At 56.4% G+C, this 16544-nt stretch carries 16 protein-coding genes; 8 read left to right on the top strand and 8 right to left on the bottom strand.

What is annotated here, in order from left to right:
• Nucleotides 1–21 precede the first annotated feature (21 nt).
• From dnaE to B4056_RS12155, 6 genes are all read left to right on the top strand, one after another.
• Nucleotides 22–3504 carry a DNA polymerase III subunit alpha gene (gene dnaE, locus B4056_RS12180; RefSeq protein ID WP_071669047.1) on the top strand — a complete coding sequence of 1161 codons (3483 nt, stop codon included), beginning with the start codon at nt 22–24 and terminating at the stop codon, nt 3502–3504.
• Nucleotides 3505–3516: 12 nt separating this feature from the next.
• Complete coding sequence (gene accA / locus B4056_RS12175; RefSeq protein ID WP_039382756.1) at nt 3517–4476, top strand: acetyl-CoA carboxylase carboxyl transferase subunit alpha; 960 nt, start codon at nt 3517–3519, stop codon at nt 4474–4476.
• Between the two features lie 242 nt (nt 4477–4718).
• Entirely contained in the window at nt 4719–6869 is a 2151-nt protein-coding gene (locus tag B4056_RS12170; RefSeq protein ID WP_094111879.1) for a lysine decarboxylase LdcC, read from the top strand.
• Between the two features lie 76 nt (nt 6870–6945).
• A complete protein-coding gene (locus B4056_RS12165; protein WP_039382762.1) occupies nt 6946–7335 on the top strand; it encodes a VOC family protein in 390 nt (129 codons plus the stop codon).
• A gap of 54 nt (nt 7336–7389) precedes the next feature.
• Nucleotides 7390–8706, top strand: a complete 1317-nt coding sequence (tilS, locus tag B4056_RS12160) for a tRNA lysidine(34) synthetase TilS (RefSeq protein WP_113655008.1) — start codon at nt 7390–7392, stop codon at nt 8704–8706.
• The gene (locus tag B4056_RS12155) at nt 8703–9011 is read left to right on the top strand and encodes a c-type cytochrome (RefSeq protein ID WP_071669045.1); all 309 of its coding nucleotides are present in this window, start codon (nt 8703–8705) and stop codon (nt 9009–9011) included. The genes tilS and B4056_RS12155 overlap by 4 nt, the downstream gene beginning before the upstream one ends.
• Nucleotides 9012–9046: 35 nt before the next feature.
• Here B4056_RS12155 and rof read toward each other — a convergent pair whose 3' ends face one another.
• Together rof and B4056_RS12145 are read right to left on the bottom strand one after the other, a co-directional pair.
• Nucleotides 9047–9310, bottom strand: a complete 264-nt coding sequence (gene rof / locus B4056_RS12150) for a Rho-binding antiterminator (protein WP_039382769.1) — start codon at nt 9308–9310, stop codon at nt 9047–9049.
• The gene (locus tag B4056_RS12145) at nt 9297–9497 is read right to left on the bottom strand and encodes a YaeP family protein (protein ID WP_094111877.1); all 201 of its coding nucleotides are present in this window, start codon (nt 9495–9497) and stop codon (nt 9297–9299) included. Before B4056_RS12145 ends, rof begins: the two co-directional genes overlap by 14 nt.
• A 216-nt stretch (nt 9498–9713) precedes the next feature.
• On the opposite strand from B4056_RS12145, the gene arfB reads away from it, so the two are divergent.
• A complete protein-coding gene (gene arfB, locus B4056_RS12140) occupies nt 9714–10124 on the top strand; it encodes an alternative ribosome rescue aminoacyl-tRNA hydrolase ArfB (RefSeq protein ID WP_039382771.1) in 411 nt (136 codons plus the stop codon).
• A 29-nt stretch (nt 10125–10153) separates the two neighbouring features.
• Here arfB and proS read toward each other — a convergent pair whose 3' ends face one another.
• The 6 genes from proS to metN all read right to left on the bottom strand — a co-directional run bounded on the left by proS (nt 10154) and on the right by metN (nt 15722).
• Nucleotides 10154–11872 (bottom strand): proline--tRNA ligase, encoded by a 1719-nt coding sequence (gene proS, locus B4056_RS12135; protein ID WP_071669042.1) that lies wholly within the window; start codon nt 11870–11872, stop codon nt 10154–10156.
• A gap of 89 nt (nt 11873–11961) precedes the next feature.
• On the bottom strand, nt 11962–12666 hold the full coding sequence (gene tsaA / locus B4056_RS12130) for a tRNA (N6-threonylcarbamoyladenosine(37)-N6)-methyltransferase TrmO (RefSeq protein WP_071669041.1): 705 nt from the start codon (nt 12664–12666) through the stop codon (nt 11962–11964).
• The gene (rcsF, locus tag B4056_RS12125) at nt 12663–13064 is read right to left on the bottom strand and encodes an Rcs stress response system protein RcsF (RefSeq protein WP_039382781.1); all 402 of its coding nucleotides are present in this window, start codon (nt 13062–13064) and stop codon (nt 12663–12665) included. Before rcsF ends, tsaA begins: the two co-directional genes overlap by 4 nt.
• Before the next feature lie 127 nt (nt 13065–13191).
• Entirely contained in the window at nt 13192–14007 is an 816-nt protein-coding gene (locus B4056_RS12120; RefSeq protein WP_065650069.1) for a MetQ/NlpA family lipoprotein, read from the bottom strand.
• A 37-nt stretch (nt 14008–14044) separates the two neighbouring features.
• Nucleotides 14045–14698 carry a methionine ABC transporter permease MetI gene (locus B4056_RS12115; RefSeq protein WP_039382787.1) on the bottom strand — a complete coding sequence of 218 codons (654 nt, stop codon included), beginning with the start codon at nt 14696–14698 and terminating at the stop codon, nt 14045–14047.
• Nucleotides 14691–15722, bottom strand: coding sequence for a methionine ABC transporter ATP-binding protein MetN (gene metN / locus B4056_RS12110; RefSeq protein WP_071669040.1), 1032 nt, complete (start codon nt 15720–15722; stop codon nt 14691–14693). Before metN ends, B4056_RS12115 begins: the two co-directional genes overlap by 8 nt.
• 187 nt (nt 15723–15909) lie before the next feature.
• On the opposite strand from metN, the gene gmhB reads away from it, so the two are divergent.
• Nucleotides 15910–16470, top strand: a complete 561-nt coding sequence (gene gmhB, locus B4056_RS12105; protein WP_113655009.1) for a D-glycero-beta-D-manno-heptose 1,7-bisphosphate 7-phosphatase — start codon at nt 15910–15912, stop codon at nt 16468–16470.
• The last annotated feature ends 74 nt before the right edge of the window (nt 16471–16544 follow it).

The raw sequence follows: 16544 nt of genomic DNA, 5'->3' as shown, positions 1-16544 counted from the left end.
CTGTTTTAACCGGAAACCGATATGGCTGAACCTCGTTTTATACATCTGCGCGTGCACAGCGACTACTCCATGGTCGATGGCCTGGCGAAGACCGGTCCGCTGGTGAAAAAAGCCGCGGCGCTGGGGATGCCGGCAATAGCGATTACGGATTATACCAACCTCTGCGGCCTGGTGCGCTTCTATGGCAGCGCCCACGGTGCCGGCGTTAAGCCGATTATCGGCGCTGATTTCCAGGTCGCCAGCGAGCTGATGGGCGATGAGCTTACGCAGCTTACGCTGCTCGCGGCGAATAACACCGGCTATCAGAATCTGACACTGCTGATTTCGCGCGCCTATCAGCGCGGCTACGGCATTGCCGGGCCTATCCTCGATCGCGACTGGCTGATTGAGCTGGGCGAAGGGCTGATTGTCCTGTCGGGCGGACGACGCGGCGATGTCGGACGCAGCCTGCTGCGCGGCAATAACGCGCTGGTGGCGCAGTGTCTGAGCTTTTATCAGCAGCACTTTCCCGACCGTTACTACCTTGAGCTGCTCCGCACCGGACGTGCCGATGAGGAGAGCTATCTGCATGCCGCCGTTGAGCTGGCGATAGCGGAAGGGATACCGGTAGTGGCAACCAATGAAGTCTGCTTCATCAATGAAGAGGACTTCGATGCGCATGAGATCCGCGTGGCGATCCACGACGGTTATACGCTGGACGATCCGAAACGTCCGCGCCACTACAGTCCTCAGCAATATATGCGCAGCGAAGAGGAGATGTGCGAGCTGTTTTCGGACATCCCGGAAGCGCTGGAAAACAGCGTAGAGATTGCTAAGCGCTGTAACGTCACCGTCCGCCTCGGCGAATATTTTCTGCCGCAGTTCCCGACCGGCGAGATGACCACCGAAGAGTTTCTGGTGGTGAAATCACGCGAGGGGCTTGAAGAGCGCCTGGCGTTTCTCTTTCCGGATGAAGAGCTGCGTGCGCAGAAGCGCCCGGCCTACGATGAGCGTCTGGAGATTGAGCTCAACGTTATCAACCAGATGGGGTTCCCGGGCTACTTCCTGATCGTGATGGAGTTTATCCAGTGGTCAAAAGATAACGGGATCCCGGTCGGACCCGGACGCGGTTCCGGTGCCGGTTCACTGGTGGCCTATGCGCTGAAGATCACCGACCTCGATCCGCTGGAATTTGACCTGCTGTTTGAACGCTTCCTGAATCCGGAACGTGTCTCCATGCCCGACTTTGACGTCGACTTCTGCATGGAGAAGCGCGATCAGGTGATCGATCACGTTGCCGAGATGTATGGCCGTGAAGCGGTTTCGCAGATTATCACCTTCGGTACCATGGCGGCGAAAGCGGTGATCCGCGATGTAGGGCGCGTGCTGGGCCATCCTTATGGCTTTGTCGATCGCATCTCCAAGCTGGTGCCACCCGATCCGGGCATGACGCTGGAAAAAGCGTTTCAGGCTGAACCGCAGCTGCCTGAGATCTATGACGCCGATGAAGAGGTCAGGGCGCTGATCGACATGGCGCGCAAGCTGGAAGGTGTCACGCGAAACGCCGGCAAGCACGCTGGCGGCGTGGTCATTGCGCCGACCAAAATCACCGATTTTGCCCCGCTTTACTGCGATGAAAACGGCCAGTTCCCCGTCACCCAGTTTGATAAAAATGATGTGGAGTATGCCGGACTGGTGAAGTTTGACTTCCTCGGCCTGCGTACGCTGACCATCATCGACTGGGCGCTGAAGATGATCAACCCGCGCCGTGAAAAGCAGGGGCTGCCGCCGATCGACATTGCGGCTATTCCGCTTGATGATAAAAAAAGCTTCGATATGCTGCAGCGCTCAGAGACCACCGCGGTGTTCCAGCTTGAATCGCGCGGCATGAAAGATCTGATCAAGCGACTGAAGCCTGACTGCTTTGAAGATATGATCGCCCTGGTGGCGCTGTTTCGTCCCGGCCCGCTGCAGTCCGGCATGGTGGATAACTTTATCGACCGTAAGCATGGCCGCGAAGAACTCTCCTATCCTGACATCCAGTGGCAGCATGAGAGTCTGAAGCCGGTACTGGAGCCTACCTACGGCATCATTCTCTATCAGGAGCAGGTGATGCAGATCGCACAGGTGCTGGCGGGTTATACGCTGGGCGGCGCTGATATGCTGCGTCGTGCGATGGGTAAAAAGAAACCGGAAGAGATGGCGAAGCAGCGTTCAGTGTTCAAAGAGGGCGCTGAAAGCATGGGTATCAACGGCGAGCTGTCGATGAAAATCTTCGACCTGGTAGAGAAGTTCGCCGGCTATGGTTTTAACAAATCGCACTCTGCAGCCTATGCGCTGGTCTCCTATCAGACGCTGTGGCTGAAAGCACACTATCCGGCTGAGTTTATGGCTGCGGTCATGACCGCCGATATGGATAACACCGAGAAAGTGGTCGGGCTGGTGGATGAGTGCTGGCGCATGGGTCTGAAAGTGCTGCCGCCGGATATCAATGCCGGCCTCTATCCGTTCCACGTTAACGACGACGGTGAAATTGTCTACGGCATCGGCGCGATCAAAGGCGTCGGTGAAGGCCCGATTGAAGCGATTCTCGAAGCGCGTAATCAGGGCGGCTATTTTAAAGAGCTGTTCGATCTCTGCGCGCGTACCGATACGCGCAAAATTAACCGCCGGGTGATGGAGAAGCTGATCATGTCCGGCGCGTTTGACCGGCTCGGGCCCCATCGCGCGGCGCTGATGAGCGCCCTGAGCGATGCCCTGAAAGCCGCTGACCAGCATGCTAAAGCAGAAGCGACGGGGCAGGCAGATATGTTTGGCGTGCTGGCTGAAGAGCCGGAGCAGGTCGAAAAATCGTATGCGTCAATTACGCCGTGGCCAGAGCAGGTGCAGCTGGATGGCGAGCGTGAAACGCTGGGGCTCTATCTTACCGGGCATCCGATTAATCAGTATCTGAAAGAGATTGAGCGCTACGTCGGCGGGATGCGGCTGAAAGATATGCATCCTACTGAACGTGGCAAGGTCACCATCGCTGCGGGGCTGGTGATTGCCGCCCGCGTGATGGTGACCAAGCGCGGCAACCGAATTGGTATTTGTACTCTGGACGATCGCTCCGGTCGTCTGGAAGTCATGCTATTTACCGATGCGTTAGATAAGTACCAGCAGCTGCTGGAGAAAGACCGTATCCTGATCGTCAGCGGACAGGTCAGCTTTGATGACTTCAGCGGCGGGCTTAAAATGACCGCCAGGGAAGTGATGGATATCGATGAAGCGCGGGAAAAATATGCGCGCGGACTTGCTATCTCGCTGACGGACAGGCAAATTGATGACCAGCTTTTAAACCGTCTCCGCCAGTCTCTGGAACCTCATCGTTCCGGGACCATTCCGGTACATCTCTATTATCAGAGAGCAGATGCGCGGGCGAAGCTGCGCTTTGGTGCAGCGTGGCGTATTTCGCCCAGCGATCGTTTACTTAACGACCTGCGGTCGTTAGTAGGATCGGAGCAGGTGGAACTGGAGTTTGACTAAAACAGGAACATTATGAGTCTTAATTACCTGGATTTTGAACAGCCGATCGCCGAACTCGAAGCGAAGATCGATTCGCTTAAATCGATTGGCCGTTCAGATGAGAAACACGATATTAATCTGGATGAAGAGATTCAGCGCCTTCGCGAGAAAAGCGTTGAACTGACCCGTAAAATCTTCTCCGATTTAGGTGCATGGCAGGTCGCGCAGCTGGCGCGTCATCCGCTGCGTCCCTATACGCTGGACTACGTGCGCAACGCATTTGACGACTTTGACGAGCTGGCAGGCGATCGCGCCTATGCTGACGACAAAGCGATTGTGGGTGGTATCGCACGTCTGGATGGCCGTCCGGTGATGATCATTGGTCATCAGAAAGGGCGTGAAACCAAAGAGAAAATTCGCCGTAACTTCGGTATGCCTGCACCAGAAGGCTATCGTAAAGCGCTGCGTCTGATGGAGATGGCAGAGCGTTTTAAGATGCCACTTATCACCTTTATCGACACGCCGGGTGCTTATCCGGGCGTGGGCGCGGAAGAGCGCGGTCAGTCTGAAGCGATTGCCCGTAACCTGCGTGAGATGTCTGGTCTGAAAATTCCGGTGATCTGCACCGTGATTGGCGAGGGCGGCTCTGGTGGCGCGCTGGCGATTGGCGTGGGCGACAAAGTGAACATGCTGCAGTACAGCACCTACTCGGTGATCTCACCGGAAGGCTGTGCGTCAATTCTGTGGAAAAGCGCAGATAAAGCGCCGCTGGCGGCAGAAGCGATGGGCATCACCGCCGGGCGTCTGCAGGAGCTGAAGCTGATCGACTCGATCATTCCTGAGCCGCTGGGTGGCGCGCATCGTCGTCCGGTTGATATGGCCGCTTCTCTGAAGCAGCAGCTGCTGGCCGATCTGGCCGATCTCGACGGGCTGAGCACGGAAGAGCTGCTCGATCGCCGCTATCAGCGCCTGATGAACTACGGTTACGCGTAAGGTAAGCTCTGCAGCAAAAAAGCGGACTCCGGTCCGCTTTTTTTATGCCTGTTTTCCACGATCGGGCCTGAGTTCCCTGCAGGACCGCCATTTATGGCGGCAGCGATCCCCCAGGGGCGCCATTTATGGCGACCGAAATGCATCGCTGAAAACATCAGGCCAGCAACGGCGCTATTCCGGAACATTCTCCGGCCACTTTTCGCTATCCTTACTCTGTGCCACAAGACCACAGGAGGTGAGCATTGAATATTATTGCGATCATGGGACCGCACGGCGCGTTCTACAAAGATGAACCAATTCGCGAACTGGATGCCGCGCTGAAACTGCAGGGCTTTCACACCGTTTATCCCAGCAATGCCAGCGACCTGCTGAAGCTGATTGAGCACAACCCGCGCGTATGCGGCGTCGTATTTGACTGGGATGAGTACAGCATGGCGCTCTGCAGCGACATCAACCAGCTCAATGAGTCGCTGCCGCTCTACGCCTTTATCAACACCCATTCGCAGATGGACGTCAGCGTTAATGAAATGCGCATGGCGCTGCAGTTTTTTGAATATGCGCTCAGCACCGCAGACGATATCGCGCTGCATATCCGCCAGTATACCGATGAGTACATCGATAAAATTTTACCCCCGCTGACCAAAGCGCTGTTTACCTATGTTAAAGAGGGTAAATACACCTTCTGTACGCCAGGCCATATGGGCGGTACCGCCTTTCAGAAAAGCCCGGTCGGCAGCCTGTTTTATGACTTTTTCGGCGCTAACACGCTTAAAGCGGATGTCTCTATCTCCGTCACCGAACTGGGTTCGCTGCTCGATCATACCGGCCCGCATCTCGACGCCGAAGAGTATATTGCCCGTACCTTTGGGGCAGAGCAGAGCTATATGGTGACCAACGGCACCTCAACCTCAAACAAAATTGTCGGTATGTATGCCGCCCCGGCAGGCAGTACGGTACTGATTGACCGCAACTGTCACAAATCGCTGACCCATCTGCTGATGATGAGCGACATCGTGCCCGTCTGGCTCAAGCCAACGCGTAATGCGCTGGGCATTCTGGGCGGTATTCCGCAGCGTGAATTTACCCGGGAGGCTATTCAGAGCAAAGTGGATAGCACGCCGCGCGCCAGCTGGCCGGTCCATGCGGTGATCACCAATTCAACGTACGACGGATTGCTCTACAACACGGAATATATCAAGCAGACGCTGGATGTGCCGTCGATCCACTTCGATTCCGCCTGGGTGCCTTATACCAATTTTCATCCCATCTACAGCGGAAAAAGCGGCATGAGCGGTGAACGGATCCCGGGCAAGGTGATCTATGAAACGCAATCCACCCATAAGCTGCTGGCCGCGTTTTCCCAGGCTTCACTGATTCATATCAAAGGCGACTACGACCACGATACGTTTAACGAAGCCTATATGATGCACACCACTACCTCGCCGAGCTACGGCATTGTGTCATCGATTGAAACCGCTGCGGCGATGCTGCGCGGCAATCCGGGTAAGCGGCTAATTAACCGTTCGGTTGAGCGCGCGCTGCACTTCCGGCGCGAGATCCAGCGGCTGCGTGAAGAGTCTGATGGCTGGTTTTTTGATATCTGGCAGCCAGAGCAGGTGGATGAGGCTGAGTGCTGGCCGATCCAGCCGGGAGAAGAGGCATGGCACGGCTTTCAGCAGGCCGATCGCGATCATATGTATCTCGATCCCATTAAAGTCACGATCCTGACGCCCGGCATGAGCGAACTGGGCGCGATGGCGGAAGAGGGGATCCCGGCGGCGCTGGTGGCGAAATTTCTCGATCAGCGCGGCGTGGTGGTAGAGAAAACCGGGCCTTATAACCTGCTGTTTCTGTTCAGTATCGGGATCGATAAAACCCGCGCCATGAGCCTGCTGCGCGGTCTGACCGAGTTTAAACGCGCCTACGATCTTAATCTGCGCGTGAAAAATATGCTGCCGGATCTCTATGCGGAGGATCCCGATTTCTATCGCAATATGCGGATCCAGACGCTGGCGCAGGGGATCCACCAGCTGATCCTGCAGCACGATCTGCCGCGGCTGATGCTGAAAGCCTTTGATGTCCTGCCTGAAATGAAAATGACGCCGCATCAGGCGTTCCAGCATCAGGTCAAAGGTGAGGTTGAAACCGTGGATATCCGCGAGCTGGTAGGGCGTACCTCCGCCAATATGATCTTGCCCTATCCGCCAGGCGTGCCGCTGGTAATGCCCGGTGAGATGATCACAGAACAGAGCCGGGCCGTGCTCGACTTTCTGCTGATGCTCTGCACCATCGGGCGCCACTACCCTGGCTTTGAAACCGATATTCACGGCACCACGCTGACAGAGGATGGGCGCTATCTGGTGCGGGTACTGCGCGACGCGCCGCAGTCCTGACTTCGGATAAATGCCTCTGGTCACGCTGACGTCCGGCACGTAGGCTTGGCGGCTCAGATTTTTTTTCGGAGCCGCTATGCTACAGATCAAACAGATTCACCACATTGCGATTATTGCCACTGACTATCCGCGCAGCAAAGCGTTCTACTGCGATGTGCTGGGCTTCTCCCTGCTGGGTGAGTACTACCGCGCTGAGCGGGATTCATGGAAAGGCGACCTCGGCCTGCATGGCGTCTATACCATTGAGCTGTTCTCATTTCCCTCCCCGCCGCCGCGCGTAACCGCACCTGAAGCCTGCGGCCTGCGCCATCTGGCATTTTGCGTAGAGGATGTGGCGCAGTCGGTTGCGGCGCTGGCAGAAAAAGGCGTGATCTGCGAACCGGTGCGTATCGATGCGCTGACCGGTAAAGCCTGCACCTTTTTTACCGATCCGGATGGTTTGCCGCTGGAGCTTTATCAGGCGTAAAATAGCCGCCGCAGAATGCCGCAATCAGGCGGCATCATCAGATGGAACGGCACTATGTCTTTTTCCCACCTTGCTGCGCTGCTGGATCCCGCCGGTCGCTACGTGGTGGCATTCAGCGGCGGGCTCGACTCCACCGTGCTGCTGCATCAGCTGGTCTGCTGGCAGCAGCAGCATTCGCAGCTGAGCGTGCGGGCGCTGCACGTGCATCACGGCCTGAGTCCGCACGCCGACCGATGGGCCGCACACTGCCGGCAGCAGTGCCAGCGCTGGCATATCGCCTGCGACGTATTGCCGGTAACGGTTGATGCCAGGGCAGGAGGCGTGGAGGCGTCGGCGCGCAGAGAGCGCTATCAGGCGCTGTTCGCCCGGCTGCAGCCGGATGAACAGCTGCTCACCGCGCAGCATCTGGACGATCAGTGTGAAACGCTGCTGCTGGCGCTAAAGCGCGGCAGCGGCCCGGCGGGGCTGGCGGCAATGCCGTCGCGGCGCACAGTGCAGGGGCATGAACATCTGCGTCCGCTGCTCAGCCTTAGCCGTGAGCAGCTGGAGCAGTGGGCGGCTGAGCACCAGCTCAGCTGGATTGAGGATGAGAGCAATGACGACAGCCGCTACGACCGCAACTTTTTGCGTCAGCAGATTATGCCGCTGCTGCATCAGCGCTGGCCGCACTTCAGCGCTGCCAGCGCCCGCAGCGCTGCGCTCTGCGCAGAGCAGGAGCAGCTGCTGGATGAGCTGCTGCAGCAGGAGCTGAGCCAGCTGCTTACGCCACAGGGCGCACTGCATTTTCCGCCGTTGCAGAGCATGAGCGAAGCGCGGCGTAACGCGCTGCTGCGCCGCTGGATCGCCGGGCAGGGCGGGGCGATGCCGTCACGTGCAGCGCTGCAGCGCATCAGTACTGAGGTTATCGCGAGCCGGACTGATGCACAGCCGGCGCTGCAGCTGGGAAATTTTACGCTGCGCCGCTATCGCGATGCGCTCTACTGGTTGCCGCCGCAGCCGTCGCTGCGTGACCAGGCATGCTGCTGGCCGCAGCTTACCCGATCGCTGGTGCTGCCCGGCGGAGTGGGTCAGCTGCTGGCTGACTTCTCACGCGCGGAGCTGCGTCTGCCTGCGGCGGATGAAACGGTTTACGTTCGCTTTCAGGCACGCGGCTACTATCATCTGCTGGGACGGGCGGGCGGACGCGAAATGAAAAAACTGTGGCAGGAGCTGGCGATCCCGCCCTGGCAGCGGGAGCGTATTCCACTGATCTACTATAACCATACGCTGATTTGCGCGCCGGGCCTGTTTGTTACCCATGAAGGCGCTGCCTGCAGCGATCGGGGCTGGCAGGCGATCTGGCATCAGCCTGACAGGGAGAAGGTATCATGAGGCACTGGCTGACGGCTGTGCTATGTTTTGTATCGCTGCCGCTATGGGCAGAAGGCGATGCGGCCGCGGGCGCAGAAAAAGCAGCCCGCTGTATGGCGTGTCACGGTGCAGAGGGCAAAAGCGCGATACCCCTCTATCCTCATCTGGCCGGGCAGCAGGCGCCTTATCTGGCGCATGCGTTGCACGCCTATCAGAAAGGTGAGCGCAGCGGCGGTCAGGCAGAGGTGATGAAAGCGTTTGTGGCGGGACTAAGCGATACCGATATTGAGGATTTAGCGGCTTACTATAGCGGACTTAAGCCGTAAGGAACGCGGGCGGAGAGGGTCCGCCCGCTGCGAGACTACTCGTCTTCGCTGACCACCACGGTGCCGAGTTCAGGATGGCTGAAGCTGGCAATGTGATCGAGACGCAGCTCGCGGGTTTCACCGGAGAGGTCAACCGCAAGATATTCGACGTTTTTGCGCGAAACCATATCCCGCGCTTTCGCCTTCAGCTGGTCGCCATTTTTCAGCTGCAGTGACAGCATCCAGTGTCGGGTGCAGGCGAGTTCCAGGTTGTCGTAGTCATCGCAATTGATGGGTTTATAAGCTTCATTTGTCAACATAGTCGCTCACCATTAAGTTTGCAGCAGCCGAGGCTGCCTGATCCCTGACAGAAGAGTTTAGCGCGGAATGAGCGGCGATATCATTGAGTGCATTCAGCGCGCGCATCAGCGCGTCGGGCACATATCCCGGCTCACCGCTGCCGATTTCAGCATATTTCTGGCGAACTAACTCACAATACGTTTGCACATGCACCTCCTCAGCAGAGCATAAATACCCTGGTTGCCTGGCGACTATAACACAGGGGTTTCCCGGAAATCAGCCAGGGCAAGCGGGGAAACAGAGATAGAAAAGCAGCAGAACAGCGGCTGGCACGGCCTGCCGGACGCTGGCTTGCGCACAAAAGGTTAAGTTGATGAACAGGAAAATTCAGTACAGAACGCCGTATGAACCGGCAGGTGACAGATGATTATGCTGTCGCGCACGGTTGAGATCCCGGAGAGTGAAATAGAGCTGACGGCTATCCGCGCTCAGGGGGCAGGGGGGCAGCACGTGAATAAAACCTCGACGGCTATTCATCTGCGGTTTGATGTCCGCGCATCTTCGCTGCCGGAGTTTTATAAAACGCGGCTGCTCGCTGCCAGTCATCACCTGATTACGGCAGAAGGCGTGGTCATTATTAAAGCGCAGGAGTATCGCAGTCAGGAGATGAATCGTGAGGCCGCGCTGCAGCGCCTGATCAATCTGATCCGCGAGTTAACCACGGTGGAGAAAGCGCGTCGCGCGACGCGGCCCACGCGCGCGTCAAAAGAACGGCGGCTGGAGGGGAAATCGCGGCGCAGCAGCGTAAAAGCGATGCGTGGCAAAGTGCGATAAAAAACGCCTCCCGCAGGAGGCGTTTGCCATTACTTATTCAGCGCGCTGGCCAGGAAGCTGACGATCTCATGCTGGCTGATCATCTGCTTCTCGCTTGCGGAGCGGGATTTGTACTCAATCTCTTCGTTGTCGAGATTGCGATCGCCAATCACGATGGTGTGCGGCACGCCAATCAGCTCCATATCAGCAAACATCACGCCCGGACGCTCTTTACGATCGTCGAGGATAACGTCGATGCCTCTGGCGCGCAGTTCGCTGTAGAGCGATTCTGCCAGCTGCTGAACCCGGAAAGATTTATGCATATTCATTGGCAGAATTGCGACTTCAAACGGTGCCAGCGCCGCAGGCCAGATAATGCCGCGCTCGTCATGGTTCTGCTCAATTGCGGCAGCCACCACGCGGGTAATACCGATACCGTAGCAGCCCATGGTCATAATCTGGTTGCGGCCATCTTCGCCCTGTACGGCTGCTTTCATCGCATCGGAGTATTTGGTGCCGAGCTGGAAAATGTGACCCACCTCGATACCGCGCTTGATCTGCAGTACGCCTTTACCATCCGGGCTTGGATCGCCCTCGACCACATTGCGGATATCTTCAACCCGCGCTTCCGGCAGATCGCGGCCCCAGTTAATGCCGGCAAAGTGCTGACCGTCGATGTTGGCACCGGCGGAGAAATCACTCATTTTTGCCACGGTACGGTCCGCAATGACCGGGATGGTCAGACCGACCGGACCGATAGAACCAAAGCCTGCACCCGTTACGGCACGGATCGCCTCTTCATTGCCCATTTCCAGCGGCGAAGCGACGATATCAAGATGTTCAGCTTTGATCTCGTTCAGCTCATGATCGCCACGCACCAGCAGAGCAACCAGCTGATGGCCGCTCTCTTCACTCGCCTTCACAATCAGCGTCTTAACCGTTTTTTCAACCGGGATCTGATGCTGCTCAACCAGCTCCGCGATGGTTTTGGCATGTGGCGTGGCAAACTGTGTCATCGGCTGTGTTGCCGCCGGACGCTCGCCAGCCGGAGCCAGCGCTTCAGCTTTCTCAATGTTTGCGGCGTAGTCTGACTCGCTGGAGAAGATCACATCATCTTCACCGCTCTGCGCCAGCACCTGGAATTCATGTGAACCGCTGCCGCCGATAGAGCCGGTGTCAGCCTGCACCGCGCGGAAATCGAGACCCATGCGGGTAAAGCTCTGACTGTAGGCGCGATACATCGCATCGTAGGTTTCCTGCAGCGACGCCTGCGAGGTATGGAAGGAGTAGGCGTCTTTCATGATGAACTCACGCGAACGCATCACGCCAAACCGCGGGCGCACTTCATCGCGGAACTTGGTCTGAATCTGATACAGATTAAGCGGCAGCTGCTTATAAGAGCTCAGCTCGTTGCGGATCAGATCGGTAATGACCTCTTCATGCGTCGGACCGAGCACAAACGGACGTTCGTGACGATCTTTAATGCGCAGCAGCTCCGGGCCATACTGCTCCCACCGCCCGCTCTCTTCCCACAGGTCGGCCGGCTGAACCACCGGCATAGAGATTTCAATTGCGCCGGCGTTGTTCATCTCTTCGCGCACGATGTTTTCAACTTTTCGCAGCACGCGAACCCCGGTCGGCAGCCAGGTATAGAGTCCGGAAGCCAGTTTGCGGATCATCCCGGCACGCAGCATCAGCTGATGGCTGATCACTTCTGCATCGGAAGGCGTCTCCTTAAGCGTGGAGAGCAGATATTGAGTAGTACGCATTAATTATGATTCCAGTTATATGGAAGAAGAAGAGCAGACCGTTACTGGCCGTTAGTGTACCAGCGAGAAACAGCGCTCAAAAGCCTGTTTTAGCGTGGATCCACGGCAATGACCTCAGTACCCGCTTCATCAATGCGCCAGCGCACGTTGAAATCGAGCAGCCAGGCGGCATATTCGCGATCCAGCGATTCACCTTTGCGATAGGCGGGACGCGGATCCTGGGCCAGAACTTCGGTAATAAAACGCTGCAGCTGAGGAATATGCGCCTGCTGCTGAATCTGCTGCTGAGCGGCGGCTGAAAAACGCACCGGCATGGTCGCTTCAGGTGCAGCCTGAGCATACCCGGCGCGCGCGTCGGGCAGCGCTTCGGCAAACGGCAGGTAGGGCTTGATATCAATCACCGGTGTGCCATCAACCAGATCAAGGCTGCCGAGCTGCAGGATAACCTGCGATTTTTCACAGCGGATCCCTTTTAGCTCAACCAGTGACATGCCTACCGGGTTAGGACGAAACGTTGATCGCGTTGCAAAGACGCCCATTCGCGCGTTGCCGCCGAGGCGTGGCGGGCGGACAGTAGGGCGCCAGCCGCCGGCCATGGTCTGATGAAACATAAACAGGATCCAGATGTGGCTGAACGCCTCCAGACCGCGTACGGCTTCCGGCTGATTGTACGGGGCCTGCAGATGCAGTTCACCGCCGCCATCCTGAACCAGGCCCGGCTGCCGCGGCACGGCAAATTTCTCTTTCCACGGGGAGCGGATCACGCCAATCTGCGCAACGGCAAACTCACTCATTGGCCGGAAACTTTCAGCGCTGAGCCCTGACAGATCGCCTGGCGGTAGCAGCCTGGCGTACTGGTCACAATTTCACATTTGTGCAACAGCACGGCGTTGGCCTTCATACCTGCTGCTTTGATCTGCAGACGTTTACGCGCAGTATTGATATTCGGAGGTGAATCCTGCGTGCTGCTCTGGCAATCTTCGCCAGACACTTCACCCAGATCGCGGAAAGGATTGCTGACCAGATCGGTTGCGTCGGTATAGATTTTCACCGGAGCCGGGCGCGGGGCCGGCTTGCGCTGCGGCTGAGCGGATGACTGCTGCGGACGAGCCGGAGCGCTGCTTATCGGGTGATATTCACGAACGCACCCGGTCAGCATCAACGCCAACAGGCAGAGCGGTAAAAAACGCATGGCAACATCCTCCTGTAATAAAAGTGGCGTTATTGAAACAAGGACGCCCGCAAATAACAAGTCAGCAGCCACATGCAGAAATAGAAAGGGCGGCCAGCGCCGCCCTCAGGAGAGAAAAGAAGTGAACTTACCAGCCTTTAACCGCGCCACCGTTAAAGATTTTGTTCGCAGACTCAGCCACTTCGTCTGACTGATACGCTTCAACAAACTTCTTCACGTTCTCAGCGTCTTTATTATCTTCACGGCTCACCAGCAGGTTAACGTATGGGGAATCTTTATCTTCCACAAAGATGCCATCTTTTGCCGGGGTCAGACCAATCTGGCTGGCATACGTTGTGTTGATAACCGCGAGTGCAATCTGCTGATCGTCAAGCGAGCGTGGCAGCTGTGGCGCTTCCAGTTCAACAATCTTCAGGTTCTTTGGATTTTCCACAATATCCAGCGACGTTGGCAGCAGGCCAACACCCTCTTTCAGCTTAATCAGTCCCGCTTTCTGCAGCAGCAGCAGGGAGCGGCCCAGGTTGGTTGGATCGTTAGGGATGGCGATCTGCGCGCCATCCTGCAGTTCGGTCAGCGACTTAATCTTTTTGGAGTAGCCGGCAATCGGGTAAACAAAGGTGTTGCCAACCGGTACCAGCTTGTAGCCACGATCTTTGATCTGCTGATCCAGATAGGGCTTATGCTGGAAAGCGTTAACGTCAATATCCCCTTTGCTCAGCGCTTCATTAGGTAACACGTAATCGTTAAATGTCACCAGCTCGACGTCGAGATTATATTTATCTTTAGCCACTTTAACGGCAGTTTCAGCAACCTGCTGTTCAGCACCGACAATCACGCCCACTTTGATATGGTTGGGATCTTTTGCCTGCTGATCGCATCCGGCCAGAGCAATAGCACCAATCAGAGCACCTGCTGCGGCAATCTTTTTAAATGTGAAAGACATATCCTTTCCTTAATAGAGAAGTATTGATGTTATTGGCTTATTTATGCGACACCGCGCGAACAATGCGATCGCCGCAGAACTGAATGAGATATACCAGCACGACCAGCAGCACCAGTACAGTATTCATTACGGTAGCGTTATACCCGATATAGCCATACTGATAGCCAATCTGGCCCAGACCACCCGCGCCCACGGCACCGCCCATAGCAGAATAGCCAACCAGCGTAATGAGCGTAATGGTGGCCGCGTTAACCAGGCCCGGCATCGCTTCCGGCAGCAACACCTTGCGGACAATCTGCAGCGGCGTGGCACCCATCGCGCGGGAGGCTTCGATCAGGCCGGTCGGCAGCTCCAGCAGGGCGTTTTCAACCATACGGGCAATAAACGGCGCGGCGCCAACGGTCAGCGGGACAATCGCCGCCTGCAGGCCGATAGAGGTGCCGACAATTGCGCGGGTAAACGGAATCATCCATACCAGCAATATAATGAACGGGATCGATCGGAAGATATTGACGATAGCAGAGAGCACGCGGTAAAGCGCGCTGTTCGCCAGAATCTGACCGGGGCGTGTAACATACAGCAGTACGCCGACCGGCAGGCCAATAACAAACCCGAAAAAGCCAGAGACAAAGGTCATCATCAGCGTTTCCCAGACGCCGCGCGTCAGTAACCACAGCATCGCTTCAGACATAACCTAATACCTCTACTTTCACATGATGTTCTTTCAGCCAGCTTATCGCGGCCTGCGTATCTGTTTCACTGCCATCCATTTCTGCCAGCATGATGCCGAACTTGACTCCGCCTGCATAATCCATCTGCGCACTGATAATGTTGTTGTTCACATTAAAGCGGCGGGCAGCTTCTGACAGCAGCGGCGCATCAACAGATTTCCCGGTAAACTCCAGGCGCAGCAGGGGCACAGCCTGTGCGGCAGGCTGCGCGCGCATGCGCTCCTGATAATCTTCCGGAATATCCAGATGCAGCGTCGACTGAATAAACTGCTGCGCCAGCGGCGTTTTTGGATGAGAAAAAACTTCGCTGACGCTATCTTTTTCAATCAGCTCGCCGTTACTGATCACAGCAACCTGATCGCAGATGCGCTTAACCACATCCATCTCATGGGTGATAAGCAGAATAGTAATACCGAGGCGGCGGTTAATGTCTTTCAGCAACTCCAGTATCGAACGGGTGGTCGCCGGGTCGAGCGCGCTGGTGGCTTCGTCGCACAGCAGTACTTTGGGATTGCTGGCCAGCGCACGCGCAATAGCCACACGCTGTTTTTGCCCGCCAGAGAGATTAGCTGGCCAGCTGTCATGCTTGTCATTCAGGCCAACCAGCTCCAGCAGCTCGCTAACGCGCGCTTTGATCTGATCGCGTGACAGATTGCCCAGCTCCAGCGGCAGCGCCACATTGCCGGCCACCGTACGCGAGTTCATCAGGTTGAAGTGCTGAAAAATCATGCCGATCTGGCGACGTGCCAGCGTCAGCTGCCCGGAAGAGAGTGCAGTGAGATCCTGTCCGTCGACCAGCACACGACCGGATGTAGGGCGCTCAAGCAGGTTGACGCAGCGGATCAGCGTACTCTTGCCCGCGCCTGACGAACCGATGACGCCATAAATCTGTCCCGCCGGCACATGCAGGCTGACGCCGGAGAGCGCCTGTATTGTGCGTGAACCCTGCTGGAACACTTTGGTGATATTTTCGAGTTTAATCATTAGTTAATTATTATCGTCTGACGTTATCCGTGGTGTATCAATATTCGATCAGCGAAGCTGGACGAAAGCTGAATGGATGGTAAGGCATCCAGACGTCTAAATCAATCGACGTAATGCAATCTGCCATTCTCTCGCTATGCCCAATCATGCAATACTTAGCACTATTAATTGCAGCAGGAGTATTTACGTGGCGAACCCAGTCCCGGCTATTTTTCTCGATCGTGATGGCACATTAAATATTGATCACGGTTATGTTCATGAAATCGACAATTTTCAGTTTATAGAAGGCACCATTGAAGCGCTGCAGGCGCTGAAAAAGATGGGCTACGCGCTGGTGCTGGTCACTAACCAGTCGGGTATTGCCCGCGGGATGTTTACGGAAGATACCTTTATGCAGTTGACGGAGTGGATGGACTGGTCACTGGCCGACCGCGATATCGACCTGGACGGCATCTACTATTGTCCTCACCTGCCGGATGCCACCGTGCCTGCTTATCGTCAAAACTGCGACTGCCGTAAACCTCAGCCTGGAATGCTGCTATCTGCGCAGCAGGAGCTGAATATCGATATGGCCGCTTCTTATATGGTAGGGGATAAGCTGGAAGATATGCTGGCAGGGCAGGCCGCTGGCGTCGGCACCCGCGTACTGGTGCGCAGCGGTAAAACGGTTACCGCTGAAGGTGAAGCAGCAGCAGATTGGGTGTTAAATAGCCTGGCAGAGCTGCCGGCGCGCATTAAACAGGCATAAATAACCGGTTTTGTGCAAACATTAACCGGGTGATAAAAAAGTTGAAATTAGTGCTTGTCACCCGGCGAGAACTC

It is taken from the genome of Pantoea sp. UBA7232 (assembly GCF_002473195.1).
GTDB classification, from domain to species: domain Bacteria; phylum Pseudomonadota; class Gammaproteobacteria; order Enterobacterales; family Enterobacteriaceae; genus Pantoea; species Pantoea eucrina.
Note: the sequence above shows the minus strand (reverse complement) of the source record. Positions and strands in the feature narration are given on the sequence as shown.

What these genes read in the sequence shown, in the direction of transcription:
- dnaE (WP_071669047.1), top strand. Translation starts at nt 22, where the DNA reads ATGGCTGAACCTCGTTTTATACATCTGCGCGTGCACAGCGACTACTCC.
- accA (WP_039382756.1), top strand. Translation starts at nt 3,517, where the DNA reads ATGAGTCTTAATTACCTGGATTTTGAACAGCCGATCGCCGAACTCGAA.
- B4056_RS12165 (WP_039382762.1), top strand. Translation starts at nt 6,946, where the DNA reads ATGCTACAGATCAAACAGATTCACCACATTGCGATTATTGCCACTGAC.
- tilS (WP_113655008.1), top strand. Translation starts at nt 7,390, where the DNA reads ATGTCTTTTTCCCACCTTGCTGCGCTGCTGGATCCCGCCGGTCGCTAC.
- B4056_RS12155 (WP_071669045.1), top strand. Translation starts at nt 8,703, where the DNA reads ATGAGGCACTGGCTGACGGCTGTGCTATGTTTTGTATCGCTGCCGCTA.
- rof (WP_039382769.1), bottom strand. Translation starts at nt 9,310, where the DNA reads ATGTTGACAAATGAAGCTTATAAACCCATCAATTGCGATGACTACGAC.
- arfB (WP_039382771.1), top strand. Translation starts at nt 9,714, where the DNA reads ATGATTATGCTGTCGCGCACGGTTGAGATCCCGGAGAGTGAAATAGAG.
- proS (WP_071669042.1), bottom strand. Translation starts at nt 11,872, where the DNA reads ATGCGTACTACTCAATATCTGCTCTCCACGCTTAAGGAGACGCCTTCC.
- tsaA (WP_071669041.1), bottom strand. Translation starts at nt 12,666, where the DNA reads ATGAGTGAGTTTGCCGTTGCGCAGATTGGCGTGATCCGCTCCCCGTGG.
- rcsF (WP_039382781.1), bottom strand. Translation starts at nt 13,064, where the DNA reads ATGCGTTTTTTACCGCTCTGCCTGTTGGCGTTGATGCTGACCGGGTGC.
- B4056_RS12120 (WP_065650069.1), bottom strand. Translation starts at nt 14,007, where the DNA reads ATGTCTTTCACATTTAAAAAGATTGCCGCAGCAGGTGCTCTGATTGGT.
- B4056_RS12115 (WP_039382787.1), bottom strand. Translation starts at nt 14,698, where the DNA reads ATGTCTGAAGCGATGCTGTGGTTACTGACGCGCGGCGTCTGGGAAACG.
- metN (WP_071669040.1), bottom strand. Translation starts at nt 15,722, where the DNA reads ATGATTAAACTCGAAAATATCACCAAAGTGTTCCAGCAGGGTTCACGC.